Source organism: Microbacterium sp. Leaf161, from assembly GCF_001423645.1.
GTDB lineage: Bacteria > Actinomycetota > Actinomycetes > Actinomycetales > Microbacteriaceae > Microbacterium > Microbacterium forte.
In genome coordinates, this window is the sequence record NZ_LMOW01000001.1 from 2,135,833 (window position 1) to 2,159,962 (window position 24,130).

The following is a 24,130-nucleotide window of genomic DNA, read 5'->3' on the forward strand; positions in this document are numbered from 1 at the left end:
AAGCGAGTGCTGCCGCCAGATCGCGGCCGCGCAGGAAAGGAATCTGATGAACCGGACACGTGTGTTCACGGCTGCTGTCGTGCTCGGTGTGCTCACCACGGTGGGGATCGCAGGGTGCGCGCCCGAGCCGTCTCAGGAGGAGAACATCACTGCCGCGTGCGACGCATTGGAGTCGTTGCGGACGACTATCGACGACGCGTCCACGGATCTGCAAGAGGCGAGCACCGTGGGGGAGGTGCGGGATATTCGGGACCGTGTGGTCGCCGCCTACGACACAGCTGACGCCGCCCTGGATGCTGTCGCATCGGATCGGGCAGACGCCGTCCAGGAGGCAGGGGAGGCGTTCACGGATGCGCTCGGCGATGTCGATGATGAGACCGACATCTCGGACGCCCGGGATGGTCTGGTCGAAGAGGCAAAGTCGTTCCAGGACGCGCGTGCCGCCGCTCTGGCCGACCTGTCCTGCGAATAGCTGACACACATCCAGCGCCGTTTCCTCCGGCGCTGACGACTAGGACGGGAAAAGCCCGTCACTGAAATGTGAAAGGAGCTCGACCGTGAGCTTGTGGGAATCTGTGTGGGATGTTCTCGTCCTGCTGTTTTGGGTGTTCGTGTTCGTGTCGACGTTGTTCGCCGCGCTGATGGTGCTGATGGACCTATTCCGTGATCGGAAACTCAACGGGTGGGCGAAGGCTGCATGGATCGTCTTCCTTGTCTTTGTGCCGCTGCTGACGTCCCTGATCTACCTCATCGCTCGGGGTGGCACGATGCCCGAGCGCATCAATGCGAGTGCCCGGGAAGCACGAGAGGCGACGGATGCATACATCCGGGACGTCGCCGGCTCCAGTCCCGCGGATGAGATCGTGAAGGCTCAGCGTCTGCGGGATGCCGGGACGATCAGCGCTGACGAGTTCGAGACGTTGAAGGCTCGGGCGCTGCGGGGTGAGCATTCCGTCGCGCAATGAGCAGTCGGGAAGAGCCGTCGACATGGGGTCGGCGGCTCTTCCCGTACCCGGCGGTCAGTGCAGGAGTGCGTTGAGGATTACGAAGACAATCCCGAACGACGCGGTCGTGAGCGCCCCGACGATGCGCCCCAGTCCTGTGCTGCCGCGTCGAAGGAACGCGACATAGCCGAGGAACCCGAGGATGAGCGTGCCCGACCATAAGGCGATGTCGTTGGCAATCTCGTCGGGAATCAGTCGGGTTGTTCCGGCGAGAAGGATCAGTGTCGGGATCGCGGAGGACCCCAGTACTCCCAGGGACGAGGGTAGCGCCTTGCGGATCGCGTCACGCACGCCGATAGTGCGGTGCGCCCCCAGTAGCGCGACCGATCCGGCATAGAGGTGCGCCGCCCAGAACACGATGACTGTCACCGCCACCGTGAGGAGGACGGCGACGGACGATTTTCCGTTCGGGGCTGACACAGCGATGAGTCCGCTGACCATGATGGTGCCGGACACGGCCGCTTCTGTCCCGAACCCCGGCCGAAGCGCGCGGTGCACCCGCAGAACCCGGTCATGCGTACTGTGCGGTTCAGCCATGTGGTCAGTGTAGAGCGCCGGTGTCGTTGCAGTGGGCGGCTACCGGCGGATGCACGCGGTACCCGAGCCGCCAGTGCGCACGAGCCGCCAGTACGCGCATGATGACACGCGCACGCCAATCACCCCCGCAACGTTCGCTTCATGTGCCGGGGACGGCGGTCCACCGGTCGAGGAGGCTCGGGGCAGATGCGGCGGGGCGCCCGGCCGTGATGCGTCATGTGGGTGTCTCTGGTCACCCCGGGCCACAGAAGGACCCCACAAGGAGCGGAAGCCGTGCGCGTGCTCGCTTTTCTCGGGGAAGGTGGTGCACCGCAGGGACTACGTGGTGAGCGCCCCCGCGCTGCCTCACTACGGGTATCGGGGTGAGGGTGTACCTAACTACGCGTGGTTGCCACTGCAATAGGACGCGAAACCCCCACGATTCGATGGTGAATCCCTAACGTCTCCTATGCCGCGGGAGCGCCCCGGCGACGGCGGCGACGGCAGATGGAGGAGTGGGAGTGGGTGGATTTCTGCGTGCCCGCACGTCTCGGCTGGCTCCCCGTGCGCTACGGCGCACGCCCAGCGCCCCGTGGGTGCCGTTGATGATTCCAGTTTGTGAACTAGCGATGAAGATCAAGTGCGTAGAAAATTCTCCCTCCAAGCTCGACGCGGCTCAGCTGCTCGTGCCTGCGGAATACCAGTCGATTTATCCATTGACGATAGGGCGGGAATATCCGGTCGTAGGAATGCTGCTCTTTTCATCTCGACTGAATCTGTTGACAGTAGATGATGATGAGTTGCCAATACTGGCGCCCGCAGCAATGTTCGCATCGGAGACCTTAGCTATCCCGGAAGGCTGGCATTTCGCCACGCGTGCGGACCTGGGGCGCCTGGACGCAGCGTGGGGCTACCCGGAGTTGGTTGCCAGCGAGGGTCACTTCGAACACCTAGCTGAGCTCGAACCGGCCGCACTACAGGTGTTTCGACGCTACGTAGACGAGGCGCTAGCCGTCGTCGCTCCGAACGAAGAGCGGTGACTTTGCCTGCTGAACGTGTACGACGGAATCAGTAGACGACGCTCCTTAGCGTAGGTGCGCTCGTGGGGTGGACGTCGGTCGCTCTTAGTGGGCGGCTGGCTGTGGATAACGCGCTGCGAGCTGCAGACGCCGGATTTCGAGCTTTTTGTTGTGTGCAGCGTGACCATCGCGTGTGTGCTGTTTGTGACGATATGGCGCCGGTATCTCTGTTTTCAGGTCGACGCTCAATCGCACGCATCTACAGGGAAACCCCCCGAATCCTGCAGGCCCGCATGGACAAACACGGAGGAGGTCTATCGAAACAGACGGTGAATGATGCGTTGTCCTATGGTCGCGGGCGCCGGCGTTCATGGCCTAGCGTGCGTCCGAGCGTAGGTCGACGTCCGTGCTGTAACCGAAAAGCGAACACCAACTGCGAGTCCCGAAAGTGACCTTGCCGTGACCGAGGAAGACATGGCTGTCGAAGTGCGCCGTGCTGGGTGTGGACTGTTTTGCGTCGGCGCTCGCTCGGCAGCAGCCAGCCGTGCGGCACTGGTGCCCGTCAAGATTCATCCGTGATTGGTGAAACAGGCGTGCTTCAGTAGGAGTCGAGAGGCGGTGAATCGTAACGTGAGGTGTGCGATGAGATGTCGCGCTGAGATTCCCCAGGTCTCATCGGTGAGAGGCCCGGGGCCCCCACGGCTACCGGGCCTCTCCCGTCTTCACCGTTGTCGCGTCCCGCGACAGGACAAAGTCGGCCCGCGCACCACACGTTGCTGATCCACGCGCGGCAGCTCGCTGGTTGGGCACGCAACCCCACCTTCGTATCGGCTCGGATGGGTACCGTGTGGCGGGCAAAGACACCCACGACGCGCGCCCGCCCGCCATGGAGCTCGGAGCATCATGAGTGGCGGGTGCCCTGGATGCGGTGGGGCTACGATTCGGCCGTAGGGCGGGGAGCAGAGCGAAAGGCAGCGGTATGGGCGCGGGACGGGTGGGGTCTTTCGACGACCTGATGCGTGAGGTGGAGTCCTCCAATGTGGTTTCCGTAGCGCGTAATCTGCGTGAGGTGATTCTCGAGGGTCTGCCGGGCGCGGTCGAGGTTGTGAGGCTCGGTGAGGGTGCCGCCTCGTACGGGGTCGGCCCGAAGAAGATGAGCGACTGTCATGTGTACGTCATGCCGCACGCACACTACGTAAACCTGGGGTTCTACTTCGGGGCGAGGCTCCCCGATCCTTACGGCATGCTAGAAGGCAGTGGCAAGAGGCTGCGGCATATTAAGGTCCGCTCTGTCGTCGTGGCACGCAGCAAACCAGTAAAGGCACTGATCGCGGCCGGTCTTGAGGAACGCCGTTTGGCGCTCGGATTCACTTCACCGGGCTGAGCGCGATCCATGGTGGACGATCTTCGACTGCTTCCTCGCGAGCCGCGGGCGGACGACGCCATCGCGGGGACCTTCTCGGTGACGCGCGGGCCGTCACTGAGTCGCGACAGCACGCTGTCGAGAGTCTGAACTGCCGTACGTGTGATCGGGGACAGCGGGATCGGAGACCGGTGACGCCTCGACGAGGTGGGGCCCTTGAAAGCCCGCACCGGATGCGTCCCTGCTTGCTGTTATTTGGGGGTGTCTGCCGCACAGCGGAATCCGATGTGGGACATTGCGGTGTCGTCGGTCTGCGGGGACCGGGCGGCGGGACGGAATCGAAGGCAGTAGTCCGGTGAACAGAGGAACGACCCACCTTTCAGGACGCGGCGTGGCGGGGCAGTGCCGCCGTCACCGACTGTGAGGAGCGGGGGGCGTCCGTCCGGGTCGACGTGCGGAGGCTGATGAAAAGGACGGTAGGCGTCGGTCGTCCATTCCCACACGTTCCCGATCATGTCGAAGAGGCCATCCGCGTTCGCCGGGTAGGCGCCGACCGGGCTGGTTCCCCCGATGCCCTGGTTGTCGTGTGGGAACCGTCCGATCCATGTGTTCGCTCGTGGCCCGTCGGCGGGGTAGGGGTCGTCGCCCCAGGCGAACGCGCGACCGGTGCCGCCGCCGGCGGCGTATTCGAATTCCGCTTCGGTGGGAAGCCGACAGCCCACCCACGCCGCGTACGCTGCGGCGTCCTCGAATGCGACGTGCACGACGGGATGAGTCGAGCGTCCGTTCAGGTCACTGCCGGGGCCTTCCGGGTGTGCCCAGGTGGCGCCCGGAACCCAGGACCACCACGCTCGCCAATCGGACAGATCGACAGGCCGTTCCGGTGCGGTGAACACCATGCTGCCAGGTGGTAGGTCCTTGTCGCCGCCGGTGAGGTGCGCGGGGACAGGGCGTTCTGCGACCGTCACGTACCCGGTCGCGGTGACGAATGCTGCGAACTGTGCGTTCGTCACTGGGGTGCGGTCGAGGTGAAAGGCTTCCACGTGCCGGAGGTGCGCGGGACGTTCGTCAAGGTAGTGACGGTTGGAGCCCATCACGAAGTGAGCTGCCGGGATCGTCACCATGTCGCGACGCACGTGTGGCGCAGTACCAGCGTCAGACATAGGCCATGTGCACGCGGCGGATCTGGCCAGTGAACGGGAACGGGGCCCGGTCGGCGTACGCGAGCGACACCGGCGACCCCAATGCCCGTCCGATGTCCAATCCATCGTTGGCGGAGAACCCGATGTTCGCGAGGAGAGGGACTGTCCCCTCCGCGACTTTCTTCCCGTTGACCTCAATGGTGATATCCATCGCCGAGTCCGGTGCGGCGGTGCGGCGTGTGGAACGGATCGTGATCGTGGCCGGGCCGCCGGGGAGGGGAGGCGTACTGATGTGAGTGCGGGAGATGAGGAACAGGTTGTATTCGTAGTGGACTCGACCCTCATCCATGTACACCGTCATGCCGCCCGCCGCCTGGCCGAGCTTGAACAGCACCCCGGACGCGTCGTGCTCGATGTCGACGTCGAACGTGACGACGCTGCTGCGGTTGCCCAGAGTGGGGGCAGCGGATTCGGGGATGCGGGTGGTGCTGTCGAACATCTCCCACTCGGTATACGGAGATTGGGGGCGGTCTTCGGGGTGCAGTGCCATGATCCACAGCCCTCCGCCGACGGGGAGCACATCGTTGCGAGCCGACTCGACCAGGAACAGTTCCTTCAGGGCAGTGAGACGCTCCGGGTGGACGGTGGCGAGGTCGTGGGCTTGGGACCAGTCGGTGTCGAGGTTGTACAGTTCCCACACGTCCTCGTTCGGGGTCCAGGTGTGGATCCCCGGGGGGAGACCCGGCTTCCACGGCAGGCGCGGTCCCCGCGCGCACGCCATCCACCCGTCGTGGTAGATCGCGCGACTTCCCATCACCTCGAAGTATTGGGTACGCACGCGCCCTGTCGCGTCGGGGTCCTCGAGCGCGTAGACCATGCTGGTGCCGTCCAGCGATTTCTGCGGCACCCCGTTCACCTGAGCGGGCGCGGGTATTCCCGTGATGTCGAGGATGGTGGGGACGATGTCGTTGCAATGGTGGAACTGGGTGCGTGGCCGAGCGTCAGGGGTGATGCGGGACGGCCAACGGATCGCGAGCGGGTTGCGGGTGCCGCCCAGGTGGGATGCGAGCAGCTTCATCCCTTTGTAAGGGGTCGACCCTGCCCACGCCCACCCGGCGTGGTACATATTGTCCACCTTCGGGGACCCCAGCACCGGCAGTCCGCCGAGTTCCTCAAGCGTGTCGATGTGCTGGGCGATGGTGGAGGGGATGCCGTTCTGGGCGAGCAGTTCGCTGATCGTGCCGTTCTGGCCTTCGGCGGAGGAACCGTTGTCTCCCCAGATGTAGAACACGAGCGTGTCATTCGTGTACCCGAGCGTGTCGAGCTCGTCGAGGATCCGGCCGACCTGATGGTCGACGTGCTCGGCGAACCCGGCAGCGACTTCCATCAGTCGGGCTTGGAACGCACGCTCCTCCTCAGGGATGTCCTCCCAGGCCGCCAGCTCCGGGTCGCGAGGGGTGAGTGCTGTGCCTGCGGGGATCCAGCCGCATTCGATGGCCCGCGCGTGCGCGCGTTCCCGGTACGCGTCCCACCCGTCGTCGAATTGGCCAGCGTACTTGTCTGCCCATTCGGAGGCCACGTGGTGGGGGCCGTGGATCGCGCCACTGGCCCAGTACATAAAGAACGGGTCCTTCGCGCGGAGCGTCTTGTGCTGATGGAGCCAGGCGATGGCGTCGTCGGCGAGGTCCTCGGACAGGTGATACCCCTCTTCCGGGGTGCGTGGGGGTAGGACGCTGGTGGTGTTGCGCACCAAGTTCGGCTCGTACTGGGACGCTTCCCCGGCGAGGAAACCGTAGAAGTACTCAAAACCCAGTCCGGTGGGCCAGTTGTCATAGGGGCCGGCCGGGTGGGTTTCGTTGCTGGGCGTGTTGTGCCATTTTCCGAACGCGCTGGTCGCGTACCCGTAGTGGCGGAGGATTTCCGGAAGTGGCGCAGCCTCCCGGGGGATGCGTCCCGAGTACCCGTCCCAGTCGTTGGCGAATTCGGCGATCTGCCCGGCACCGACCCGGTGCTGGTTCCGTCCGGTCAGCAGTGAGGCCCTGGTCGGGGAACACATGGCAGTGGTGTGGAACCGGTTGAATGACACACCTTCTTGGAGGATCCGACCCAGGTTCGGGGTCGCCACCTCGCCGCCGAGCGGTGCAGGTAGTCCCGGACCGGCGTCGTCAATGAGGACGACGAGGATGTTGGGTGCATCGTCCGGTAGGAGCGAAGGTCGCGGCCGGGGCGAGTAGGTGGAGTCTTGCATGGTGATCCCAGCCGTGCTCCCGCTGGGTGTCGGTGCGAACGGCAGGCTCTCCCCGCCGATCAGGGGGGTGCCGGACAGCCGTGTCCCAGTCATGAAGATCTCCACATCTGCAGCCGGGGCGGCCGCGTGCACACCAGCCTGCCAGTGCCTTCCGGCAATGCGCCAGGAATTTCACCACCGGAGGATGAGACCGGACGAGGCCACCACTACTTGCCCTCGCACAGCCGCTCATGCCGAGGAGTCCGTCCCGCCGGCAGTCGTCGCCGAAGGCGGCGTCGAGAGTGGCTTCGAACCGGGCGAGAGCGTGCAGGTGATCGCCGAGTATGAGGGCGTCACCTCCTAAGTCGAGTCGTCCGAGGGTAACGAAGACGGGTAAGTCCTCTTTCTAACTCTGGCTGGAGAGTCCTTAGCTGACGGGGACTCCGGGGCCGGGGGGATGAGAGAGCGGATGGCCGCTCGCCGGGTCGTGTAGGTCGTCATCGCGGAACTCGACGCGAGGTGCGGGAGGGCCGCGAAGCGCCCGGCGGTAGCCCACACCGCCCCCAGGTGGAGACGGCGCCTCAGATGGGCGTGGCCTCCACGTCCCTGTTTTCCGAGGAACACCAGCCCGAGTGCGTCTACGAAGACGTGCCCATACTCCAAGGCAAGCGAGCGGGGCACAGGGACCGTCCTCCCTGCCAGCTCCGGCTCTGGCCAGACTGCCGGGGTGAGATGGTGCCCGGCGGCGCGCAGGACTCTGTTCAGGGCTTCCATGCGGGACGGTGACGGTGTGCCGAGCGCCCAGTTCCCGAAGTCTCGCGCCAGCCACGCTCCCTCGCTTGGTTCGATATATCCGATCCGGTATGCATGATGACCGGGGCCGGCAGGTCGCGCGAATTGAGGGGTGTCAGCGGGGAACGCGTATACCCGCCCACATCCGGTGACGATAACGTCTTGCGGGCGAATGGGAGTGGACGTCGTTCGGTTACGACGGGAGCGGTGCGCGATCATCATGGGTCCTCGGGTGCGGGGATAATCGACGCTACGCCGGGGCCGTCGGGAGAATGCTCGTCCCGCTCACATTCGGTACCGGAGACGGGGGAAGGCAGTGTCGGCAGCGACAGAGACGCTGATTCTCCGGTGGCTCTACGTGCTGTCCGCCGCGGCTTAGCGCGACCGCGGGAGCTTTCGCGGCGGCGTCACAAACAGCTTGGAACGCTCTGCTGTGAGAGCTCAGCGCCCGCGGAGGAAGCGGTCCCAGTGTTTCGTCGCGCGACGTCTCGCCATGATCAGTGGGGAGCCGAACCGCCGACCCATTTAGGGCACGTCGGAGGAGTCGGATGCAGCGGAGGCGTCCGGTCCTCCTGCGCCACTAATCGGAGGGGGCACCGGTCGCCGCGTGGGGATCAACACGAGAATCAGTAGCGCGACGAACGGTGCTAGCAACCATGGAGACTGCATGACCGCCATCAACCTGCCGATGCCCGGCACGCTCCACACGACGCGCTGCACCGGTCCCTGCAGCGCGTACGGGTGAGGGTCGTCGACGGCGTTCGCGTCACCGCGGAGCGTGACGAACGTGACGCTCCGCTGTGAGGTGACTTCCTGCACCCGGTGGGTGACGAGCCTTCCGTCGTCGCGCCGCACAGTAATAACGTCTCCACCCGCGATGCTGTCCGCGGGGGTGGGGGTGGTGATGGCAGCAGACCCGGCGGGTATGGCCGGGGCCATCGACCCGGAGGAAAAAATGATCACTCGTCCACCGACACTCCAGAGAACAGCGGCAGCGACGACGCACACGACCCCGAGTACGGCTGCCACGTTCAGCAAGCAGCGTGCGGCAAGAGCGAGGCGTGCGGGGCGTCCGGAACCGGTGCTCATGGCCATCGTTTCACGATCACCGGCGTGCTGAATGTGTTGCGCGGGGTGAGGGTGCCTGAGCCTAGTTGTCCTGCGTCGTTGGACCCAGCTGCTGAGTATGCCCCGCCGTCGGCGGTGATGAGGGCGTGGTCTCCGCCGGCCGCGACTCCGCGGATGGTAGCGCCCGCGGGGAGGATCACGGGGGCAGGGGAGGGCTTGTCGGTATTGTCCCCGAGTCCGAGCTGTCCCTCCGAGTTCTCCCCCCACGCGAACAACTCGCCGGTGTCTCGCCATGTGTAGAAGGAACTGCCACCGAATGCTTGGATGCTGACCTGAGCCCCTACGTATCCAGCGGGGGCGGTGGGTTGGGTGTACATGCCGGACGTCTCGGCGAAGAGCGCTCCTCCATCGGACCAGGCGAAGGTGAAATTGTTCCCGGCGGACAGGCCAGAGACGACCGTCCCGGACGGCAGTCCAGTGGTGGTCACGCCGGAGGCGCTGCCATGGTCCTGTCCCCATGCGGTCACCCGCGTGCCGTCATCGAGGACCGCGGTGCCGTAGAAACGGCCAGCGTCCGCGGTTGTGACAAACCCCGACGCCGTGCCCTGTGCGGTGACCAATTCTGGTGTGTCGGCGGATCCGCCTCGCCCGAGCCGACCTCCACCGGGGGTCCCCCAGGAGTAGAGCTTCCCGTCAGAAGTCCACGCCAGGTAGAAATAGCCGCCGGAGGCCACACCCACGACGGTCTGCCCCACGAGCGCTGTTACCTTCTGGGGGCTGTTCGTGTTGCCGCCAATGTCGGAGTTCCCCCACGTGTACACCTCCCCGACGGAGGTGAGAGCGATGGACGTGTTGATGCCAGCGTCGGCGTCGGCGATGATCACCGGGTCGGGGAAGAGCACTTGAGAGGGGATCGTGCGTTCCTGTGTATCGCCCGTGCCGAGCTGACCGCGGTCGTTGAAACCCCAGGAGAACAGCTGCCCGTCGGATGTCCACCCCAGCGAGTAATCTTCTCCCGCGGCGAGGTCCACGAAGTCGAGAATGACTGGCTGCACGGTCATGAACGATGCATCCACGGAGCCAGGGTCTGTGAAGGCAGCCTCGGTCGAAGACACTGATCCGACCAGTACCCCGCACACCATCGCGGCCGCGGCCAGGGTGAGCGCGCTGCGTCCCATGCGGTTCACTGTGCCTGCCTTCCGCGTTTACGCGCTCTTCGGGCGAGCATCACGCCAGCGGCGATCAGCGTGCCGGCCACGAGCACGGTGATCGTAGGATCGGCAGCGCCGCCGGTGGACGCGAGTCCGTGTCCGAGGCCCGCGCTCGAGGTTTCGCAGACGGAGGCTTCGGTCGCGGTCGCGGCGACGGTCGCCGTCCCCTCGAGGCCCTGGTACTCGTTTCCGGCCTCTGCAGGAAGAGCTGCGGTCATGGTCAGGTTCACCGTCGCGCCTGGTGGGATCGCGTCCTGGTTCAGGGGGCAGGTGTCATCCATAGACAAGGTGATGTCAACGGTCAGGGGCGTGGGGCCCGCGAACAGGTCACCGTCGCGGAACTCCACGGCGCGAAGCTCGATAGGCACTGGGTTCGTGTTGTGCAAAGAAAACGTCGTGGTGATGCTGTCGCCGGGCTTCAGATCAGTGACTGTGATGCTCGGTGGGATCCAATCGAGGTTTGAGGGCGCGACGGCGGGCATCGGGCGCTCAGCTCTGTGTCGCGGTGAAAGGGAACACCACCGAGATGGACTGCCCGGCGACATCGACGGTCGCTGCCGCATCCAAAGTCACATCAAACAGCAACGTCGCCCCGTTCGCGGAGCCGCCGGAGTCGATGTCCACACCCGTGAGCTCGGCCGCTACGAGTGGGCCCGTGTACAACACCGTGGATGTTGCGGTGTCCGAGATGGTGAGCGTCAGTGCATTCTCCACAGCGGAGGCGGGGGAACCCGCCGCATTCGTGATCTGCGGGGCGGTCATGTCTACGAGCGCGTCCACCGTGCCGGAGTTGTACACCAACACCTCTCGCGTCACCGTGTCACCGGGGGCCATGTTGTCGAAGCCTGCACTGAAATCGACCAGGTACGGGGAGGGATTGCCGTCTTGGGCGTCGTCAAACTTCAAGTCCAGCGTGCCCGTCGCGTAGGTGGTCTGCACGTCCCCGCTATCGGTGAACGCGGCGAGGGTGATGCCGGCGGCGGCAACGAGGAGCACCCCGGACGCGGCGACGATTTTTACTCGGGGTGACAGTGACACACGCATGGCAGAACCCTCTCCTTTACCCGGAACTCCCCGGGGACTCGATGCGCCCATCATCTGCGTGACGCAGGTACGCGTCCAGCAACGGCGACAAGATCATCCACAACGCATGAGGCCCCGCACCCCGCTATCGTGCCGGCGAATCCCTCCCGCGCCACACGCAACGGCGAACTCGCCGACGGTCCTGCTCGGGCTCGCACACATTGCCAGAGGGAGCCGAACCCGGGCGTTCCACCACTCGTACCGTTCGTCCGCGAACCCGACTTTCGTACACGTACCGTCCGGCCCCGCGCACGCAGAAAATGACACCTGGTCTCACAACGATCCCGATACCGGAGACGCAACGCGCCGTCATCGCCCGTCTGCGGCGTTCAGAACCGCGCGGCGGGCCTCGTCAACAACGGATGAGGGATGAGGCTGCGGGGATGTGCTTGCGCGAAAAGTGCAACGCGTCTTGGCTGTTGGTACCGAGCTCGGGCACTTACTCCCTGGCGTATGCGTACCGAAGATGGGTAACGAGGTCACGGTACCTCGAGTGCCGTGCACGCGAGGAAGGGCGGCGTGGTACTGATCGTGACCCGTTCTGCGGCGGCGGGTTCGTGTCTCACCCTAAATTCTTCTACGTTGTCCCACCGATTCTGAGGCGACGCACCGGAGTGAACGTGCTGGAGTGCCGGGCTGACTGGGCGTGTCTATACAACCGGTCTTCACGGGGCTGGGGGTGCAGTTGAGGCGTGCTCAGCTGCACCAAAGCCGCCTCCCGCGCTTCCAGGCGCGCCCACTCGACAGTGAATCAAAGAATCAGCCCTTAGCCGACGGCAGGGGCCCGCTTTAGCGGGTCGTCTGCCGCCCCGAGCTGCCGGCCTCGAACCGACGCTCAAACTGACCACCAAGGAGTTTCATGTCCGTCAAAATCCGACGTCGGCGCAAAACAGCCGCCGTCCTCGCGACCGGGATCGTCGCGACATCAGCCATCGTGCTGATGCCCGGTCCGGCTGCCGCTGCCCCCGGCGATGTGAATGTGGTTCCAGATGTCAACCTGCAGGCCTGCCTGAACGTCGTCGGGCTCGGCCGCGCGGCGGACATCCCCATCACCGTGGCGGAACTCAACGGTCTCACGACTGGGGTCGCCGGTCTGGTGTGCGACGCGGCGTACGCGCCAATCAGCGACCTGGAAGGAATGCAGCACCTTGAGAACGTTGAGGGTGTCAACTTTACATCGAGCCTCCACCTCGGAGACCTCACGTCTGTCGCCGAGATGCCTAGCCTGAAGCGCTTCAGCATTTAGAAGTACCTCAGTGCCCCAGCGGTCATCGATCTCGCCCAGCTCGCGGGCGCGGCTGACACACTCACCCATCTAGCAGTGCTCCCGGCCGACCGTGCGCCCCGTATCCAGCGGCCTGAGATCCAGGGGCTGGCGCTACTTGGCGGCCTTCGGCAGCTGTCAATCCCTTTCGGCGGGCAAGATGAACTGGTCGGAATCTCGTCTCTTACTGCGTTGAACGAGTTGTACGCGACGACGAACATCCTGGACGGGGGTGACCTCGCGGCTCTGCCCCGGCAGTCGTATGCGACAATCAGTATCTCTAGCAACACCATCAACGACTTCTCTGGGCTTCCCGACCAGATCACCCAACTTGTCGCGAGTAGCCAGCGGCATATCAGCGACGAGCTGATCCTGCTGTCGGCCGACGCGGCACCCACCACCGTCGATCCTCTGGACCGCGTAACCCCGTGGGCTGGCGGTACTGCAACCTTTGCGGACGGTGTGACGCCCGACGCGGGTTCCATCACGTTTCCGAGAGACCAGATGCGCTCGGCGGATCAGCTGAAGGCGTCCCTCTGGTTCCCGTATGAAGCCGAGTAGGACATCTACGCCTCCTACGACTGGCGGGTGTCCAGCGGCGGAAAGAGCGCGACAGGCAGGACCTTCTTCCCCGTTGTGGAGGTTGATCAGGTCGACAGCGCAGCTCTCGCGGTAGGAGCATTCGATCATGTCGCGCTTGACTTCGTAGAACTGCAGTACTCCGACGCGGGGGCGGGTGACCTGTACGTGCCTGTCTCGTATGTCCTGTCGGGCACGCTTCCCGAGGGCCTTTCGCTCGACCCGAGCACGGGGCGCATCTCCGGAACCACCACTCAGACCGGTTCTTTCCCGTTAAGCGTCGAGATCGCGGATGCCGCCGGTGTCACGACCACTGGCGCGTACACGCTCACCGTCGCACCACTCGTCGTCGGTGTTCCGTCGGCACCGCCCGTCGATGACCCTGTTGGGCCCGACAATTCCACATGGGTGCCCCCCGCCGACACGGAGTACGTCACCTGGGTGGAAGAGGATGGTGAACTGATTGCCGTCGCTCAGCCCGGTGTGGTTTTCGAGAACGGTGAGACCCGAATCAACTTCGGCATAGCGCCGGACAACCACGTCGAACCCGGTCCTGCACCTGAGCCTGAGCCTGAGCCTGAGTCGGGTGTGGTCGACCCGAGTCCCGCACCGGAGTCGGGCGCTGAGGAGGGGGCGCTGGCGAGCACAGGAGTAGATATCGCTGGCCTTCTCATCCCGGCCGGCATCGGTATCGCCGCTGTCGGCATGGGCACGCTCCTCGCGATGCTGCGCGTGCGGCGCCGCGCCTAGAGTACGCGGGAAGGGGGTGGGCGTTTCACACGTCCACCCCCTTCCCCGCGTTCTTTCACTGAGAGAGACGCCGCCGAGGTCGCAGTCTCTTCTCAGACGCAAGCGTGGAATCATGCCGCGATTGCGGCGTGATGAGTCTCCTCAGCTCGAGTGGTGAGATGTTTTCGATTCCGGAATGGCGACGTTTCGTGCCGTACGCTGCAGCGAACTGCATGGCAGTGCCTATTGGGTACGGTCCCACGGTGCGGACGGCGCAACATAACACCCGCTGTAGCAGGCCGGGCTTCTATCGGCGATGGTGAAGAACGTCGCGTGACGTGCGCTTGCCGCAAGCGCAAGTCGGGGCGCCTCAGCGCGCGAAAGGCCCCTGGCCCCAGACCCAGCTCGGGTGCGTTCATCGTGTGGCGCGGCTACTGCATCCTGGATGATTCGTGCGGACTTGGCACATTCCGGCGGGTTTGCAGCGATACTCTCGTGGTCCGCGCACAGTCATCCTCCCGCACCTTCAGATCTTGTGCGTCGTAGGAGAGGTGCCTTGACTCGGAGTCTATGAATCATGCTCGGCCGTGTCCTCGACCGTACCCCTCTCCCAGACCTCGTATTCGCGCACATCAGCGAGGCGATCCGCGACGGTAAGTATTCCCCGGGGGACGCACTGAACGCCCGGCAGGTTGCGCTCGACTTACGCGTGTCCATGGCCCCGGTGCGCGAGGCGGTCATCCGGCTCCGCGATGTCGGGCTTGTGGACGTGTCTCCCGCTCGGTACACCAAAGTCGCCGATTTCTCGTCTCCGGAATCTCGCGCAGCTGTCAGTTACGCAGGCCGGCTCGCGGGACTTGCACTCAGGTATGCGCTTACCGGTGACAGCAAGGATGCGCGACGTGTGCTCGAATCCACCACGAAGCTTTTCGCTCGTGCGGACTCTCCCTCCACTCGCGCCGACGCGTCGTCGAAATTCCTCGACGCCACCACGGGCCTCATCGACCATCGACGTCAGGCGGTGCACCTCGCTGAAGTTGCGCTCCTGGCCCACTGCGTGTTGCTTAGTGCCGCGAGAACTACCGATCCCGCGTTGAAAACCGATCTCGCCCAACCCGCGATGGCCCTCGCGGCAACATTGCGAGAAGGAACCCCGTCAGATGTTGAGAGTTTGGTATGCGCCCTGTTTTCCCTCCTTGAGCGCGCGTGAGACTCGTGCCGAGTGGGCAATCACGAGGAGCGGAACGGCGTGACTCGCCCTCGTCAACACGGGGTCTAGCCGCCTTCGTCCGCCGGGTACACCACTCATCCATCATGGATGATCTTGACCGCGGAAAGTTACCGCTGAGCCCAGTTCCGGTCAGTCTGGATTCTCCAGCACTGGAACCGCGATTGAGCCGGGCACTCGTTTCGCAATGAGGTTGAGCGCAGCGCGCCTGATGCGGTCACTTAACCGGGACCCGGCAACGCTGAGCGGCACGCATATAAGTACTCAATCGATGCGGACCCGGTCTCCTCGTGTGTCAGCGATCAATACAGTTATTCCCGTGCACCGCCTATCAGGGCAAATCGAACAGAGGAAGAAGAAGATGAAGTTCCCGAAGGTTCCGATGCGACGTATCAGCGCATTAACGGGCAGCGCTCTCGCGTTGTCGGTGGCGCTCGTGGCTGGGGTCGCCCCCGCCGCCCATGCCGCCGTCAGCTATACCCCTGTTGCAGAGATTGAGACCGGCGGCGGCGGCAATAGCAGTATGGCGGTTGACTCCAGCCGGGGGCTCCTATACTCGGCCGACTACCTGCAGGAAAAGGTCACCATCATCGATGCGAACAGCAACGAAGTCGTGGGGTCATTCTCAACCGACAGCCCCCAAGGTATTGCCGTGGACGAAGCCCGAAACATCATCTGGGTTGCCAACACGAACGCGGGCACTGTCACTGCTCACGACGGCGACACCTACGCACCTCTGGTTGCCATCCCCGTGGTCGGCGCGTTCGACCTGGCGTATGACACGAGCAGTGACCGAGTCTTCGTTACCAGTCTGTTCTCCGATGACAACCTCACCGTTATCGATGCCGAGTCGTTCGTCCCGCTGGCTCCTGTCGGACTCGGCGTATGGCCCGAAGCATTGGCCACCGACCCTGTACGAGGCGAGCTGTACGTCACAAATCGTGGCGACTCCACCCTGTCGGTCGTCGACTCTACGGCGTTGAGCATTCTCCACACGGTTGCCCTCCCCGCGGCACCGACCGGCGTGGCTGTCGACACCGCACAGGGGAAGGTATTCGTTCCCCTTGCAGACGGCACTATCGCCGTCATCGACTCTGCAACCGGTGGCATCACGGGATCGATCTCCGCGCCCGGTGCTCTGCGCGGAGCAGTCGTCGACTCAGCGGCTGGCCGGCTGTTTGTCACGTCCACCGACTCGGCTCTACGAGTGTGGGACACGGTAACGAACGATTTCGTCCAGGACGTAGCGGTGTTTCCTACATGGAAGATCGCACTAAACCCGGCGAATGGCGATGTTTTTGCCTCCGGCGTCACCGATCCCGTCCACCGTGTGTCCTTGCTCACGCTGCCGGAGATCGTTTCCGACGCACCGGCGGATGCCATCATCAACGAGTCCTACTCCCACACCATCGAGACCACCGGTTCCCCGGTCATCACGGTGACGGTGACAAGTGGGGCGCTCCCGGACGGCCTCGCGCTGGACCCGGCGACGGGCGCGCTCACCGGTACGCCCACGGCCGAGGGATCCTTCTCGTTCACGGTTACTGCCACAAACCCGGCGGGCTCCGTCTCGGCCACGTACACCCTGAACATTCTCGTGCCGCCTTCGGTGACGTCGGGTGATCCGGCAGGCACCGTGGTCGGGGTCGAGTACGAACACGCCATCACAGTCGTCGGCACTGGTCCGTTCGAGTTCGAAGTTTCCGACGGTGCCCTCCCGGACGGCCTTGCCCTAGATCCGACCACCGGGATCATCAGTGGCACTGCCGGGGAGCCGGGTACTGCAACCTTCACGGTGACCATCACCGGCCCCGGTGGGGCAACCTCTGTGACGTACGACCTCGTGGTGTCCGCAGCTCCGGTTGAGCCCGGCCCCGGACCCGGACCCGGACCCGGACCGGGAACGGGCGCGGGGGAAACTCCAGCGAATGGTGGCGACGGGCTTGCTCAGACGGGTGGTGACGTGCCTCTGGTTGCTGTCGCCGCGGGTGCAGCAGCCATTGGCGCAGGACTGCTCGCGCTCGTCGCTGCGCGCCGTCGCCGGTCCACGGTCGAGTAGAGCGGAACGCCTAGCGACAGGAGGGGCCCGAGGAGCGAATCTCGGGCCCCTCCCGTGCGTAAGCCATCGATTCACGGGGGCACCAATCTGTTGAAGACACGTCTCTGCGTGGGGTGCACGGATGACGGCAGGGAGCGCACGATGAGGGACATCGATACCGCAGGCGATCACATCGGCGACATCTACGTCGCCGAGGGGCGTCACGCCATCCTGCATGCCGAAGCCAGCGACGACCTCCTGGAGGCAGAAGTTGTTCGACTTGGAGGCAGCCTGCGACTGATACGACTCCGTCGCTACGGAGCGTTGAGCGTCGGATACGGGTTTGCGTTCGTCGCGGTAGGTGGAGGGCTGTACTTGATGAACAGCGCCGACAGCTGGGGCGTCGGAGTCATCGTTGTCGTCGCAGGCGTCTTGACCCGCCACATTGCTTTGCAGATGTGGGATGACCCGAATGACGAGGAGGAGAGTCTCGAGTCGCAGATGGACACGATCCGGGAGATCCGTCACTACAGACGTAAGTTCGCGCGGTCCCCCCGCTGACGGCGAAGCGGGAGGCCGGGCCTACTTCGCCCCGCTCTCACGTCGATTGCCTGTGACGGCGACATCCGAGTGCGCTTCGGAGGGTGAAGTCAATCGTGTACGTCGCTAGGGGAGGCGCCGAGCAGGGTCAAAGCCCGCGGCAGTGCTGCAGGCTCTGTCGCCTGGGGGTACCGGCGTGACCTCGTCCGCGAGAATGCGGCCCCCGCACCCTGAGGCGCCGTCTCGCGGTGGCTAGATGAGGCACGTGATGCGCCACGGGTCGCCGCGGCCCCGCGGAGGTCTAGGCCGATCCAATGCGCGCCAGACCCACGTGTCGTGCTAAGCGCCACGGATCGTTTCGTCGAGCCGCTCGTATCATCGGTGGTGTGCGGGCGGAGTAGAGGGAGATCGTCACCGGCGTCCATGACCTCTGCCTCGGCCCAGCCGAACGTGCGGGCCATGATCGCCACCGTGCTGCAGGGGCTGATGATCCGGTTCCTCGTCGTCGGTCACGGATTGCCCGCCGTGTAGCCCTTCGGACGACGCGTGTGGCGGCGACGGACATCTTCGATGATCTCGTCGAGGGTGCGGCGTCCGTCGACATAGTCTTGGGCGTCGCGAGCGGCGGCAGGGCTCGGGGAGAGCCCGTCTAGCACTCCGGAGTGCAGCGCCTCGGCAGCGCCCTTCGCACGCTTCTCGCGAGCGAGGTAGTCGTCCTCCCACCGATCTGCCATCCCGCGGATGATGGCAAGGCTTGGTGTAGCCATTCTCAACGTCTTCATGTCGAGGATCCCGAGGTTCCAGTTCTGACCGTCTCGTCCGAGGCTCGCGACCCGCCGACCGTCCTCGGTCTTGCCCCCACCTGGCGCATGCAGGTGCCCGTGCGCGAGCAGCTCGGGGCGCACAGCATCCCAGACTTTGGAAACCTGCGCTCGAGACGCGGCGGACGCTTCGAGCGCGGCCTTCGGGAAGCCGTGCGGGTTCGTGCGCAGAATCTCCCGGACAGGACGGACAGGAGTGCCCGCCGGCGACTCGTGAGTGAGCATCAGGTCCGCTGGCCCGCCGGCGATGGCCTCCGCTACGTTCTGGTCGCTGACAGCCTCATCCGGCCACCACGTAAGTCCCTCTATCCTCGACTGTCGGTCGACGGACGCGGCGCCGCCGAGAGACAAGACACGGCGACCGCCGATGGTGAGGCGTCCTGGGCGCGGAAGGATCCACGTCAAGTCAGAGACGCGCACGGCGTCCCCTGGGTGCTTGTCGAGAAGCGGGGTGATCTGCCCGAAGTCCTCGTGGTTTCCGACGGTCACGTAGATGTGTTCGATGCTCGTGTCGGCGAAGGCTTCGTCAGTCTCGCCTGGCGGCATCTGCCAGTCGCCGAGGTGCAGGAGCGTCGTCACGTCGGGCGCGAGGCGCGGCAGTACTCGAGCGATCATTCGCGCCCAGCCGACGTTCCCGTGCCAGTCACCGCAGACAGCCACGCGTTGGTCGGGCAGCACAATGCTGGTCGCGTATTCAAGAGCTCTCATCTCCCCGCCTCCGAATCTCATGATCATTGCCGACAGTACAAGATGCTGTGCCGCCGGTCCAGGACTTTCGCCCACCACGAGTGCGACATCGTCGGCCGCGCCCTGAGGGATCGACGCAGTTGCGCCTCCGGAACGATCTCGTCACTCTGCGTGTCATCGGCGTCGATGGGCACCTCGCCAAGGATGGCGCCGTCGCTATCCTGAGTCCGGAAGCGCTGAGTTCTCGAGGCGCCATGACCTCACGGCCGAAATGACCTTCTGTCCGGAGTCGCCCATGAGGTCGGCGACGGCCAGCGGGTGCAGGCATACTGGACCTCAGCGACAGTGCAGATCGACGAAGGGGCACCTGGTGGAGCGGATCATTCTGGATGCAGCAGGCAAGCCGTGGTACGCCGTCGAGGTAGAACCGGATGTCAGCCCTCTCCGCGGTGTCGCACAGACTGCAGAGAACGTCGCAAGGGGGGTCGCAGATGTCGGCGAGGTGATCGCGCAATCCAGTCGTGAGATCCTCGAAGCGATGAGAGAAGGGCTCGGCGATGTTGCGCCCGACGAGATCGAACTCAAGTTCGGAGTGTCACTGCGCGGTGACTTGGGTATCCCGATTATCGCGAAGGCTTCGGGTGAAGCTACCTTCACCGTACGTGTCTGCTGGAAGCCAGGCACCTAAGCGTTGGTAACCTCGCATGCAGGATTTGCGGCGGGGTTACCAAATCGGCTTCTATCCTTGATATTCCGGGAATGATCCTGGTAACCTGAACCTGTGAGCGAGAAGCTTGGTTACCTGGAGCAGGCGTTGGTGGATATCACGCGCGTTGCGCTCGGCGGAGACACTGACGGTGTTCGAATCTTGAGTCGACGGCTCGCTCGACGTCCGCCAGCGGACGCGATCCACCCTCTCGAGCTCAAGGAAGAGCTCTTCGCACTGATGTCGACCGCCCCCGCCCGCCAGGTCTCGCCGCTGCGGGGAGCGGATGAGGTCGACGCGGGCGACGTGAGTTGGGTCCGGTACCCGCATGGTGTGCCCGCCCCGATCCTCAACCCCAGCGTTCGACGCTCAGTGGATCTCATCGTCGCGGAACACGCTACGCCCCAGCGGCTGGAAGAGTTCGGCCTCACACCGTCTCGTGCTGTCCTCTTCGTGGGGCCTCCTGGGGTGGGGAAGACACTCACGGCCCGGTATATCGCCTCGGAGCTGCAGTTGCCGCTCATCACGCTGAACCTCGCCTCCTTGATGTCCAGCCTCATGGGCCAGACCGGCAAAAACCTGCAGGAGGTGTTGTCGCGGGCAGCAACGGAGCCGTGCGTGCTGTTCCTGGACGAGTTCGACGCATTGGCGAAGAGCCGCGTCGACGAGTCGGATGTCGGGGAAGTGAAACGACTGGTCAACGTTGTGTTGCAACAGCTCGACCAGTGGCCGCCCGGGGGATTGCTCCTCGCCGCGACAAACCACGCTCAGCTGCTGGACCCGGCTGTGCACCGCCGGTTCGACACAACACTCGAATTCGTACTCCCTGGGTTCGATGAACGGCTTCAGTTCCTCGGGGAGAGCAGTATCCCCGCGCTCCGAGAGAGCGACGGCACCGCATTGCGGGTTGTGGCACTCGTCAGCGACGGATGGTCACTGGCAGAGCTGGAGAGTTGGACGACGCGCGCTGCACGCGGTGCGGTGCTCGCGAGTGCAGAAGGGCCTGTCGACATCGCGCACGCGATTCTTCTGTCAGCGAAGCAACGTGCCCGGGAGTGGGCATCGGATTCCCCGCAGAAAAGAGCCGAATTTTCACGGCTCGCTACCGAGAAACTCGGATGGACACAGCGGAAACTCGGCGAGTGGTTGGGCGTCAGCCATGTCACTATCGGAAAAGACCTGAAACGCTCCGGAGGGGGAAGCGATGCCTGACAACAATGTCGGTGGAAGGATCTTCGTCAACGGGGAAGAACTCTCCCAGAAGACGATCCGTGCAGCGGGCGGCGGGGAGAAGCATCACCCGCAGTCGTTTGACCAGGCTCAGCAAAGCCTCGCGCCGCAGGTCGCTCAGATTCGCGAAACTCTGGCAGCGCTGCCAGAGCACTTGCGGGCCGAACGCGTCGTCATCGAAGCGGAAGTCTTCGCGAACTACCTGGCGAACTCCTACTTCCCGGAGGACCTCGTCACCCAACTGAAGCTGAGGCCCCTCGGGTCCAAAGTCGTCGAACATGGCATCCAAAGTCTTCCCAGCACCGGTGAGACCGACGCCGTGTCCAAGTCCTTCCTCCTTTCCGCTGACGCTGAGGCAGTCGAATCGATGGAAGCAATCTTGAGCGGTAACGGGGGCACCAAGGGGGCGAAGGACGACCTGCGCCAATTCACCAAGATCGCCGTGTCTTCAGCGCACCGCGCCACCGTCGCGATCCCCGACGACGAACTCGAACCGTTCGAAGCGGTGTTGCACCCCGACCCCGACGACTCCACAGTGTGGGAACGCGCCGCTGCCTCCGAGGCCACGCTCGCGAAGTTCCAGGCGTTGGTCGAATCCGTCGGGGGACGCGTACACCTGGAAGAGAACGACACCGTCGATGGCCTCACATTCGTCGCTTTGGAGCTACCGCCGGCGCGAGTGGACGAGGTCGCGGCGTTCAATCCACTGCGATCCCTCACGCCGGCGCCGAAAGTGGTGCTGGCCAATATAGACGAGTCCGAAGAGGCGGAAAGCACCCTCCCGCTCCCGACCGGTGTGCGAGGGCTGCCCGAGGTGCTGGTCTTCGACGGCGGGGTCGATGAGACCGGACGCGTGTTCGACGGACACGTGACAGCCGTCAACCTCACCGGCAAGTCCCTAGTGCCCGAATACGCCAGGCACGGGAGCGCTGTGACCGGTGCCGTCCTGTTCGGAGACGTCGGGAACACCCGCACACTCCCCGAGCCGGCCGCGCACGTGACCCACTACCAAATCCTCCCCGGACCGGATCAGGACGCGGCCGAGTTCCCGTGGGTGCTGCGTCAGATTCGACAGGTCGTCGACACGACCGACGCCCGCATCGTGAACCTCAGCTTGGGGCCCGAGGCGCCGGTGGAGGACCGGGAACCGCACCGTTGGACGGCCGTGCTCGACAAAATTGCGTACGAGCGTCAGATCCTGTTCGTCACCGCAGCAGGCAACAACGGTGCGGCCGATGCCGCGACCGGCCTGAACCGCGTGCAGTCGCCAGCTGACATGGTCAACGGGCTGTGCGTGGGGGCATCCGATAAGCCCGCGCCGGAGAAGGATTGGGATGCGGCCCCATATTCCGGTCGCGGACCGGGACGTCCGGGCGCCCGGATCCAGCCAGCCGTACTGGCTTTCGGGGGAACACCGACGAGGCGATTCGGGCGGGTCCGTCCCAACGGCGATGTCGTCCGCGACCACGAAGGCACCAGTTACGCTGCCCCGCTGGTCACCAACGCGCTCGCGAAGATCGCCGCGCAACTCGACGGCCGCTCCGACGCGAACACCCTGCGTGCGCTCGCCGTTCACTTCGCCGAGAAGACCGACGACCATCTGCTCGTGGATGTCGGTCATGGCCGACTGACCAGCGACGTCGGTGATGTGCTGGAATGCGCACCGTCTGAGGCGACCGTCATCTACCAAGGAGTACTCAAACGCGACGAAGTGCGGGCGTATCCGCTGCCCGTCCCCAGCACCCTGAATAAAGGTCTTGTCGACATTCGGTGGAGCCTCGCGTTGAGCACTGCCACAGACAGCGCCGAGGCCGGGGAGTACTCGAAAGCCGGACTTGAGCTCGCGTTCCGGCCGCATGCCGACACCTACTCCATGCGTCGCAAGAAGGTGGGTGGCTCGGGGGACGACACGGTCCACGTCCATGTCAGTGACGAAGCGCGGGTCAAACGACTCGTCGCGGAAGGGTGGAAGCTCAGCAAGAACCCCGTCACAAAGCAGCCCAAACGTAGCTCCCGCAACGAGGGCGCCAGACGCGACCAAGGGAAGTGGGAGTCGCTGTGGCGCGCAGACACCTCGATGAGGGCGACCAGTCTTTTCGAACCCCGCATCGACATCAGTCACCTCACCCGGGAGGGCGGGCGCATCACGACGGGCACCGACGACATCGAGTTCAGCCTCGTCGTCACTGTGTCCTCGCGTGCGAAGCTCCCGATCTACACGGACGTGCAAACCGAGTTCTCCGTACTCACCGCTTTGCCGGTCGTGACCCCCATCACCGTGAACGTCGGTGACGTGCATACTCGTGTCTGACGTAACAAGAGGTGCCGCACCGCAACACCCCGTGCGACGGAGGGCGGCGGTCACCGCTGTGGCCGGGCGGGCCGACGAAGGTGGGATCCCCGAAATGTCCAGCGCCGCCCTTCAACTTGATGACGACACAGTATTCACACGGCGATACCTCCCGTCTCCGGCATCGTTCGAGGAGTAGAACGCGTATCCGGGGACTCCTGGCGGAAGATACGCGCGGCACGCTCGCTTTAGGTGGGCCGCACGGCCCTCTCGGCCCGAACGTCGTGACCCGGAAACAGCTGCCTCGAGAGATCTCCGCAGCCTACGAATCGTTGCTGCGTTCTCAGCCGCTCGCACCGCCGAGCGCGCCTTCGAGGTGTGGGGCAAACCGGGAGACTGGCATGAACGCTGTACCTAGCGGCGCAGACTCTATGTCGATGGAGAGTGCGTCCGCTGCAGCTCGGGGTTGTTCCTTTGGGCCGGCGCACCCGCACTGCCACTGGCTGCGGCTCTCGCAGATAAGGCAGTCGCCCGAGTCGTCGCCCGAGTCGTCGACGGAGCGCCGCCGCGGCGGCAAGCGAGGAACGCAAACT

22 protein-coding genes are annotated in these 24,130 nt (G+C 64.6%); 14 read left to right on the forward strand and 8 right to left on the reverse strand.

From position 1 onward, the window contains the following. The first annotated feature begins 46 nt into the window (after positions 1 to 46). The gene (locus ASF87_RS10225) at positions 47 to 472 is read left to right on the forward strand and encodes a hypothetical protein (RefSeq protein ID WP_056375748.1); all 426 of its coding nucleotides are present in this window, start codon (positions 47 to 49) and stop codon (positions 470 to 472) included. An 85-nt stretch (positions 473 to 557) separates the two neighbouring features. Beyond that, positions 558 to 965, forward strand: a complete 408-nt coding sequence (locus ASF87_RS10230; RefSeq protein WP_056375749.1) for an SHOCT domain-containing protein — start codon at positions 558 to 560, stop codon at positions 963 to 965. 54 nt (positions 966 to 1,019) lie between these two features. Here the strand turns inward: ASF87_RS10230 and ASF87_RS10235 are convergent, their stop codons facing one another. After that, entirely contained in the window at positions 1,020 to 1,541 is a 522-nt protein-coding gene (locus ASF87_RS10235; protein WP_157550047.1) for a hypothetical protein, read from the reverse strand. A gap of 608 nt (positions 1,542 to 2,149) precedes the next feature. Here ASF87_RS10235 and ASF87_RS17740 point away from each other — a divergent pair. Then, entirely contained in the window at positions 2,150 to 2,560 is a 411-nt protein-coding gene (locus ASF87_RS17740; protein ID WP_157550048.1) for a hypothetical protein, read from the forward strand. A gap of 958 nt (positions 2,561 to 3,518) precedes the next feature. Beyond that, a complete protein-coding gene (locus tag ASF87_RS10245; protein ID WP_056375752.1) occupies positions 3,519 to 3,923 on the forward strand; it encodes a DUF1801 domain-containing protein in 405 nt (134 codons plus the stop codon). Positions 3,924 to 4,153: 230 nt separating this feature from the next. Here ASF87_RS10245 and ASF87_RS10250 read toward each other — a convergent pair whose 3' ends face one another. Continuing rightward, positions 4,154 to 5,026, reverse strand: a complete 873-nt coding sequence (locus ASF87_RS10250) for a formylglycine-generating enzyme family protein (RefSeq protein WP_082508829.1) — start codon at positions 5,024 to 5,026, stop codon at positions 4,154 to 4,156. Between the two features lie 31 nt (positions 5,027 to 5,057). Continuing rightward, positions 5,058 to 7,397 carry an arylsulfatase gene (locus ASF87_RS10255; RefSeq protein ID WP_235558922.1) on the reverse strand — a complete coding sequence of 780 codons (2,340 nt, stop codon included), beginning with the start codon at positions 7,395 to 7,397 and terminating at the stop codon, positions 5,058 to 5,060. 79 nt (positions 7,398 to 7,476) lie between these two features. On the opposite strand from ASF87_RS10255, the gene ASF87_RS17745 reads away from it, so the two are divergent. Continuing rightward, entirely contained in the window at positions 7,477 to 7,635 is a 159-nt protein-coding gene (locus tag ASF87_RS17745) for a hypothetical protein (RefSeq protein WP_157550049.1), read from the forward strand. Between the two features lie 953 nt (positions 7,636 to 8,588). Here ASF87_RS17745 and ASF87_RS10265 read toward each other — a convergent pair. Genes ASF87_RS10265 through ASF87_RS10280 form a run of 4 tightly spaced genes read right to left on the reverse strand, consistent with a single transcriptional unit; the run spans position 8,589 to position 11,338 of the window. Further along, positions 8,589 to 9,152: a signal peptidase I gene (locus tag ASF87_RS10265; RefSeq protein ID WP_162238683.1), complete on the reverse strand. Its 564-nt coding sequence runs from the start codon at positions 9,150 to 9,152 to the stop codon at positions 8,589 to 8,591. Then, positions 9,149 to 10,309: an RCC1 domain-containing protein gene (locus tag ASF87_RS10270; protein ID WP_157550050.1), complete on the reverse strand. Its 1,161-nt coding sequence runs from the start codon at positions 10,307 to 10,309 to the stop codon at positions 9,149 to 9,151. The genes ASF87_RS10265 and ASF87_RS10270 overlap by 4 nt, the downstream gene beginning before the upstream one ends. A 5-nt stretch (positions 10,310 to 10,314) precedes the next feature. After that, the gene (locus ASF87_RS10275) at positions 10,315 to 10,824 is read right to left on the reverse strand and encodes a hypothetical protein (protein WP_056375757.1); all 510 of its coding nucleotides are present in this window, start codon (positions 10,822 to 10,824) and stop codon (positions 10,315 to 10,317) included. A 7-nt stretch (positions 10,825 to 10,831) separates the two neighbouring features. Then, positions 10,832 to 11,338: a TasA family protein gene (locus ASF87_RS10280; RefSeq protein ID WP_162238684.1), complete on the reverse strand. Its 507-nt coding sequence runs from the start codon at positions 11,336 to 11,338 to the stop codon at positions 10,832 to 10,834. Positions 11,339 to 12,284: 946 nt separating this feature from the next. Between ASF87_RS10280 and ASF87_RS10285 the strand changes: the two genes are divergently transcribed. From ASF87_RS10285 to ASF87_RS10310, 6 genes are all read left to right on the forward strand, one after another. Further along, positions 12,285 to 12,671 carry a hypothetical protein gene (locus tag ASF87_RS10285; RefSeq protein WP_056375759.1) on the forward strand — a complete coding sequence of 129 codons (387 nt, stop codon included), beginning with the start codon at positions 12,285 to 12,287 and terminating at the stop codon, positions 12,669 to 12,671. 75 nt (positions 12,672 to 12,746) lie between these two features. Next, positions 12,747 to 13,250: a hypothetical protein gene (locus tag ASF87_RS10290; protein WP_056375760.1), complete on the forward strand. Its 504-nt coding sequence runs from the start codon at positions 12,747 to 12,749 to the stop codon at positions 13,248 to 13,250. Positions 13,251 to 13,277: 27 nt separating this feature from the next. Beyond that, a complete protein-coding gene (locus tag ASF87_RS10295; RefSeq protein ID WP_162238685.1) occupies positions 13,278 to 14,018 on the forward strand; it encodes an Ig domain-containing protein in 741 nt (246 codons plus the stop codon). A 556-nt stretch (positions 14,019 to 14,574) separates the two neighbouring features. After that, entirely contained in the window at positions 14,575 to 15,207 is a 633-nt protein-coding gene (locus ASF87_RS10300) for a GntR family transcriptional regulator (RefSeq protein ID WP_056375762.1), read from the forward strand. Between the two features lie 337 nt (positions 15,208 to 15,544). After that, positions 15,545 to 17,284 (forward strand): putative Ig domain-containing protein, encoded by a 1,740-nt coding sequence (locus ASF87_RS10305; RefSeq protein WP_162238686.1) that lies wholly within the window; start codon positions 15,545 to 15,547, stop codon positions 17,282 to 17,284. Positions 17,285 to 17,425: 141 nt separating this feature from the next. Next, on the forward strand, positions 17,426 to 17,824 hold the full coding sequence (locus ASF87_RS10310) for a hypothetical protein (protein ID WP_157550051.1): 399 nt from the start codon (positions 17,426 to 17,428) through the stop codon (positions 17,822 to 17,824). Between the two features lie 488 nt (positions 17,825 to 18,312). On the opposite strand, the gene ASF87_RS10315 is transcribed toward ASF87_RS10310, so the two are convergent. Continuing rightward, the gene (locus ASF87_RS10315) at positions 18,313 to 19,332 is read right to left on the reverse strand and encodes a metallophosphoesterase (RefSeq protein ID WP_056376451.1); all 1,020 of its coding nucleotides are present in this window, start codon (positions 19,330 to 19,332) and stop codon (positions 18,313 to 18,315) included. A 349-nt stretch (positions 19,333 to 19,681) separates the two neighbouring features. On the opposite strand from ASF87_RS10315, the gene ASF87_RS10320 reads away from it, so the two are divergent. The 3 genes from ASF87_RS10320 to ASF87_RS10330 all read left to right on the forward strand — a co-directional run bounded on the left by ASF87_RS10320 (position 19,682) and on the right by ASF87_RS10330 (position 23,558). Continuing rightward, positions 19,682 to 19,999: a CU044_2847 family protein gene (locus ASF87_RS10320; RefSeq protein WP_056375765.1), complete on the forward strand. Its 318-nt coding sequence runs from the start codon at positions 19,682 to 19,684 to the stop codon at positions 19,997 to 19,999. Positions 20,000 to 20,092: 93 nt separating this feature from the next. Then, on the forward strand, positions 20,093 to 21,229 hold the full coding sequence (locus tag ASF87_RS10325) for an AAA family ATPase (protein WP_056375766.1): 1,137 nt from the start codon (positions 20,093 to 20,095) through the stop codon (positions 21,227 to 21,229). Then, on the forward strand, positions 21,222 to 23,558 hold the full coding sequence (locus ASF87_RS10330; RefSeq protein ID WP_056375767.1) for a S8 family peptidase: 2,337 nt from the start codon (positions 21,222 to 21,224) through the stop codon (positions 23,556 to 23,558). The genes ASF87_RS10325 and ASF87_RS10330 overlap by 8 nt, the downstream gene beginning before the upstream one ends. Positions 23,559 to 24,130: the final 572 nt, after the last annotated feature.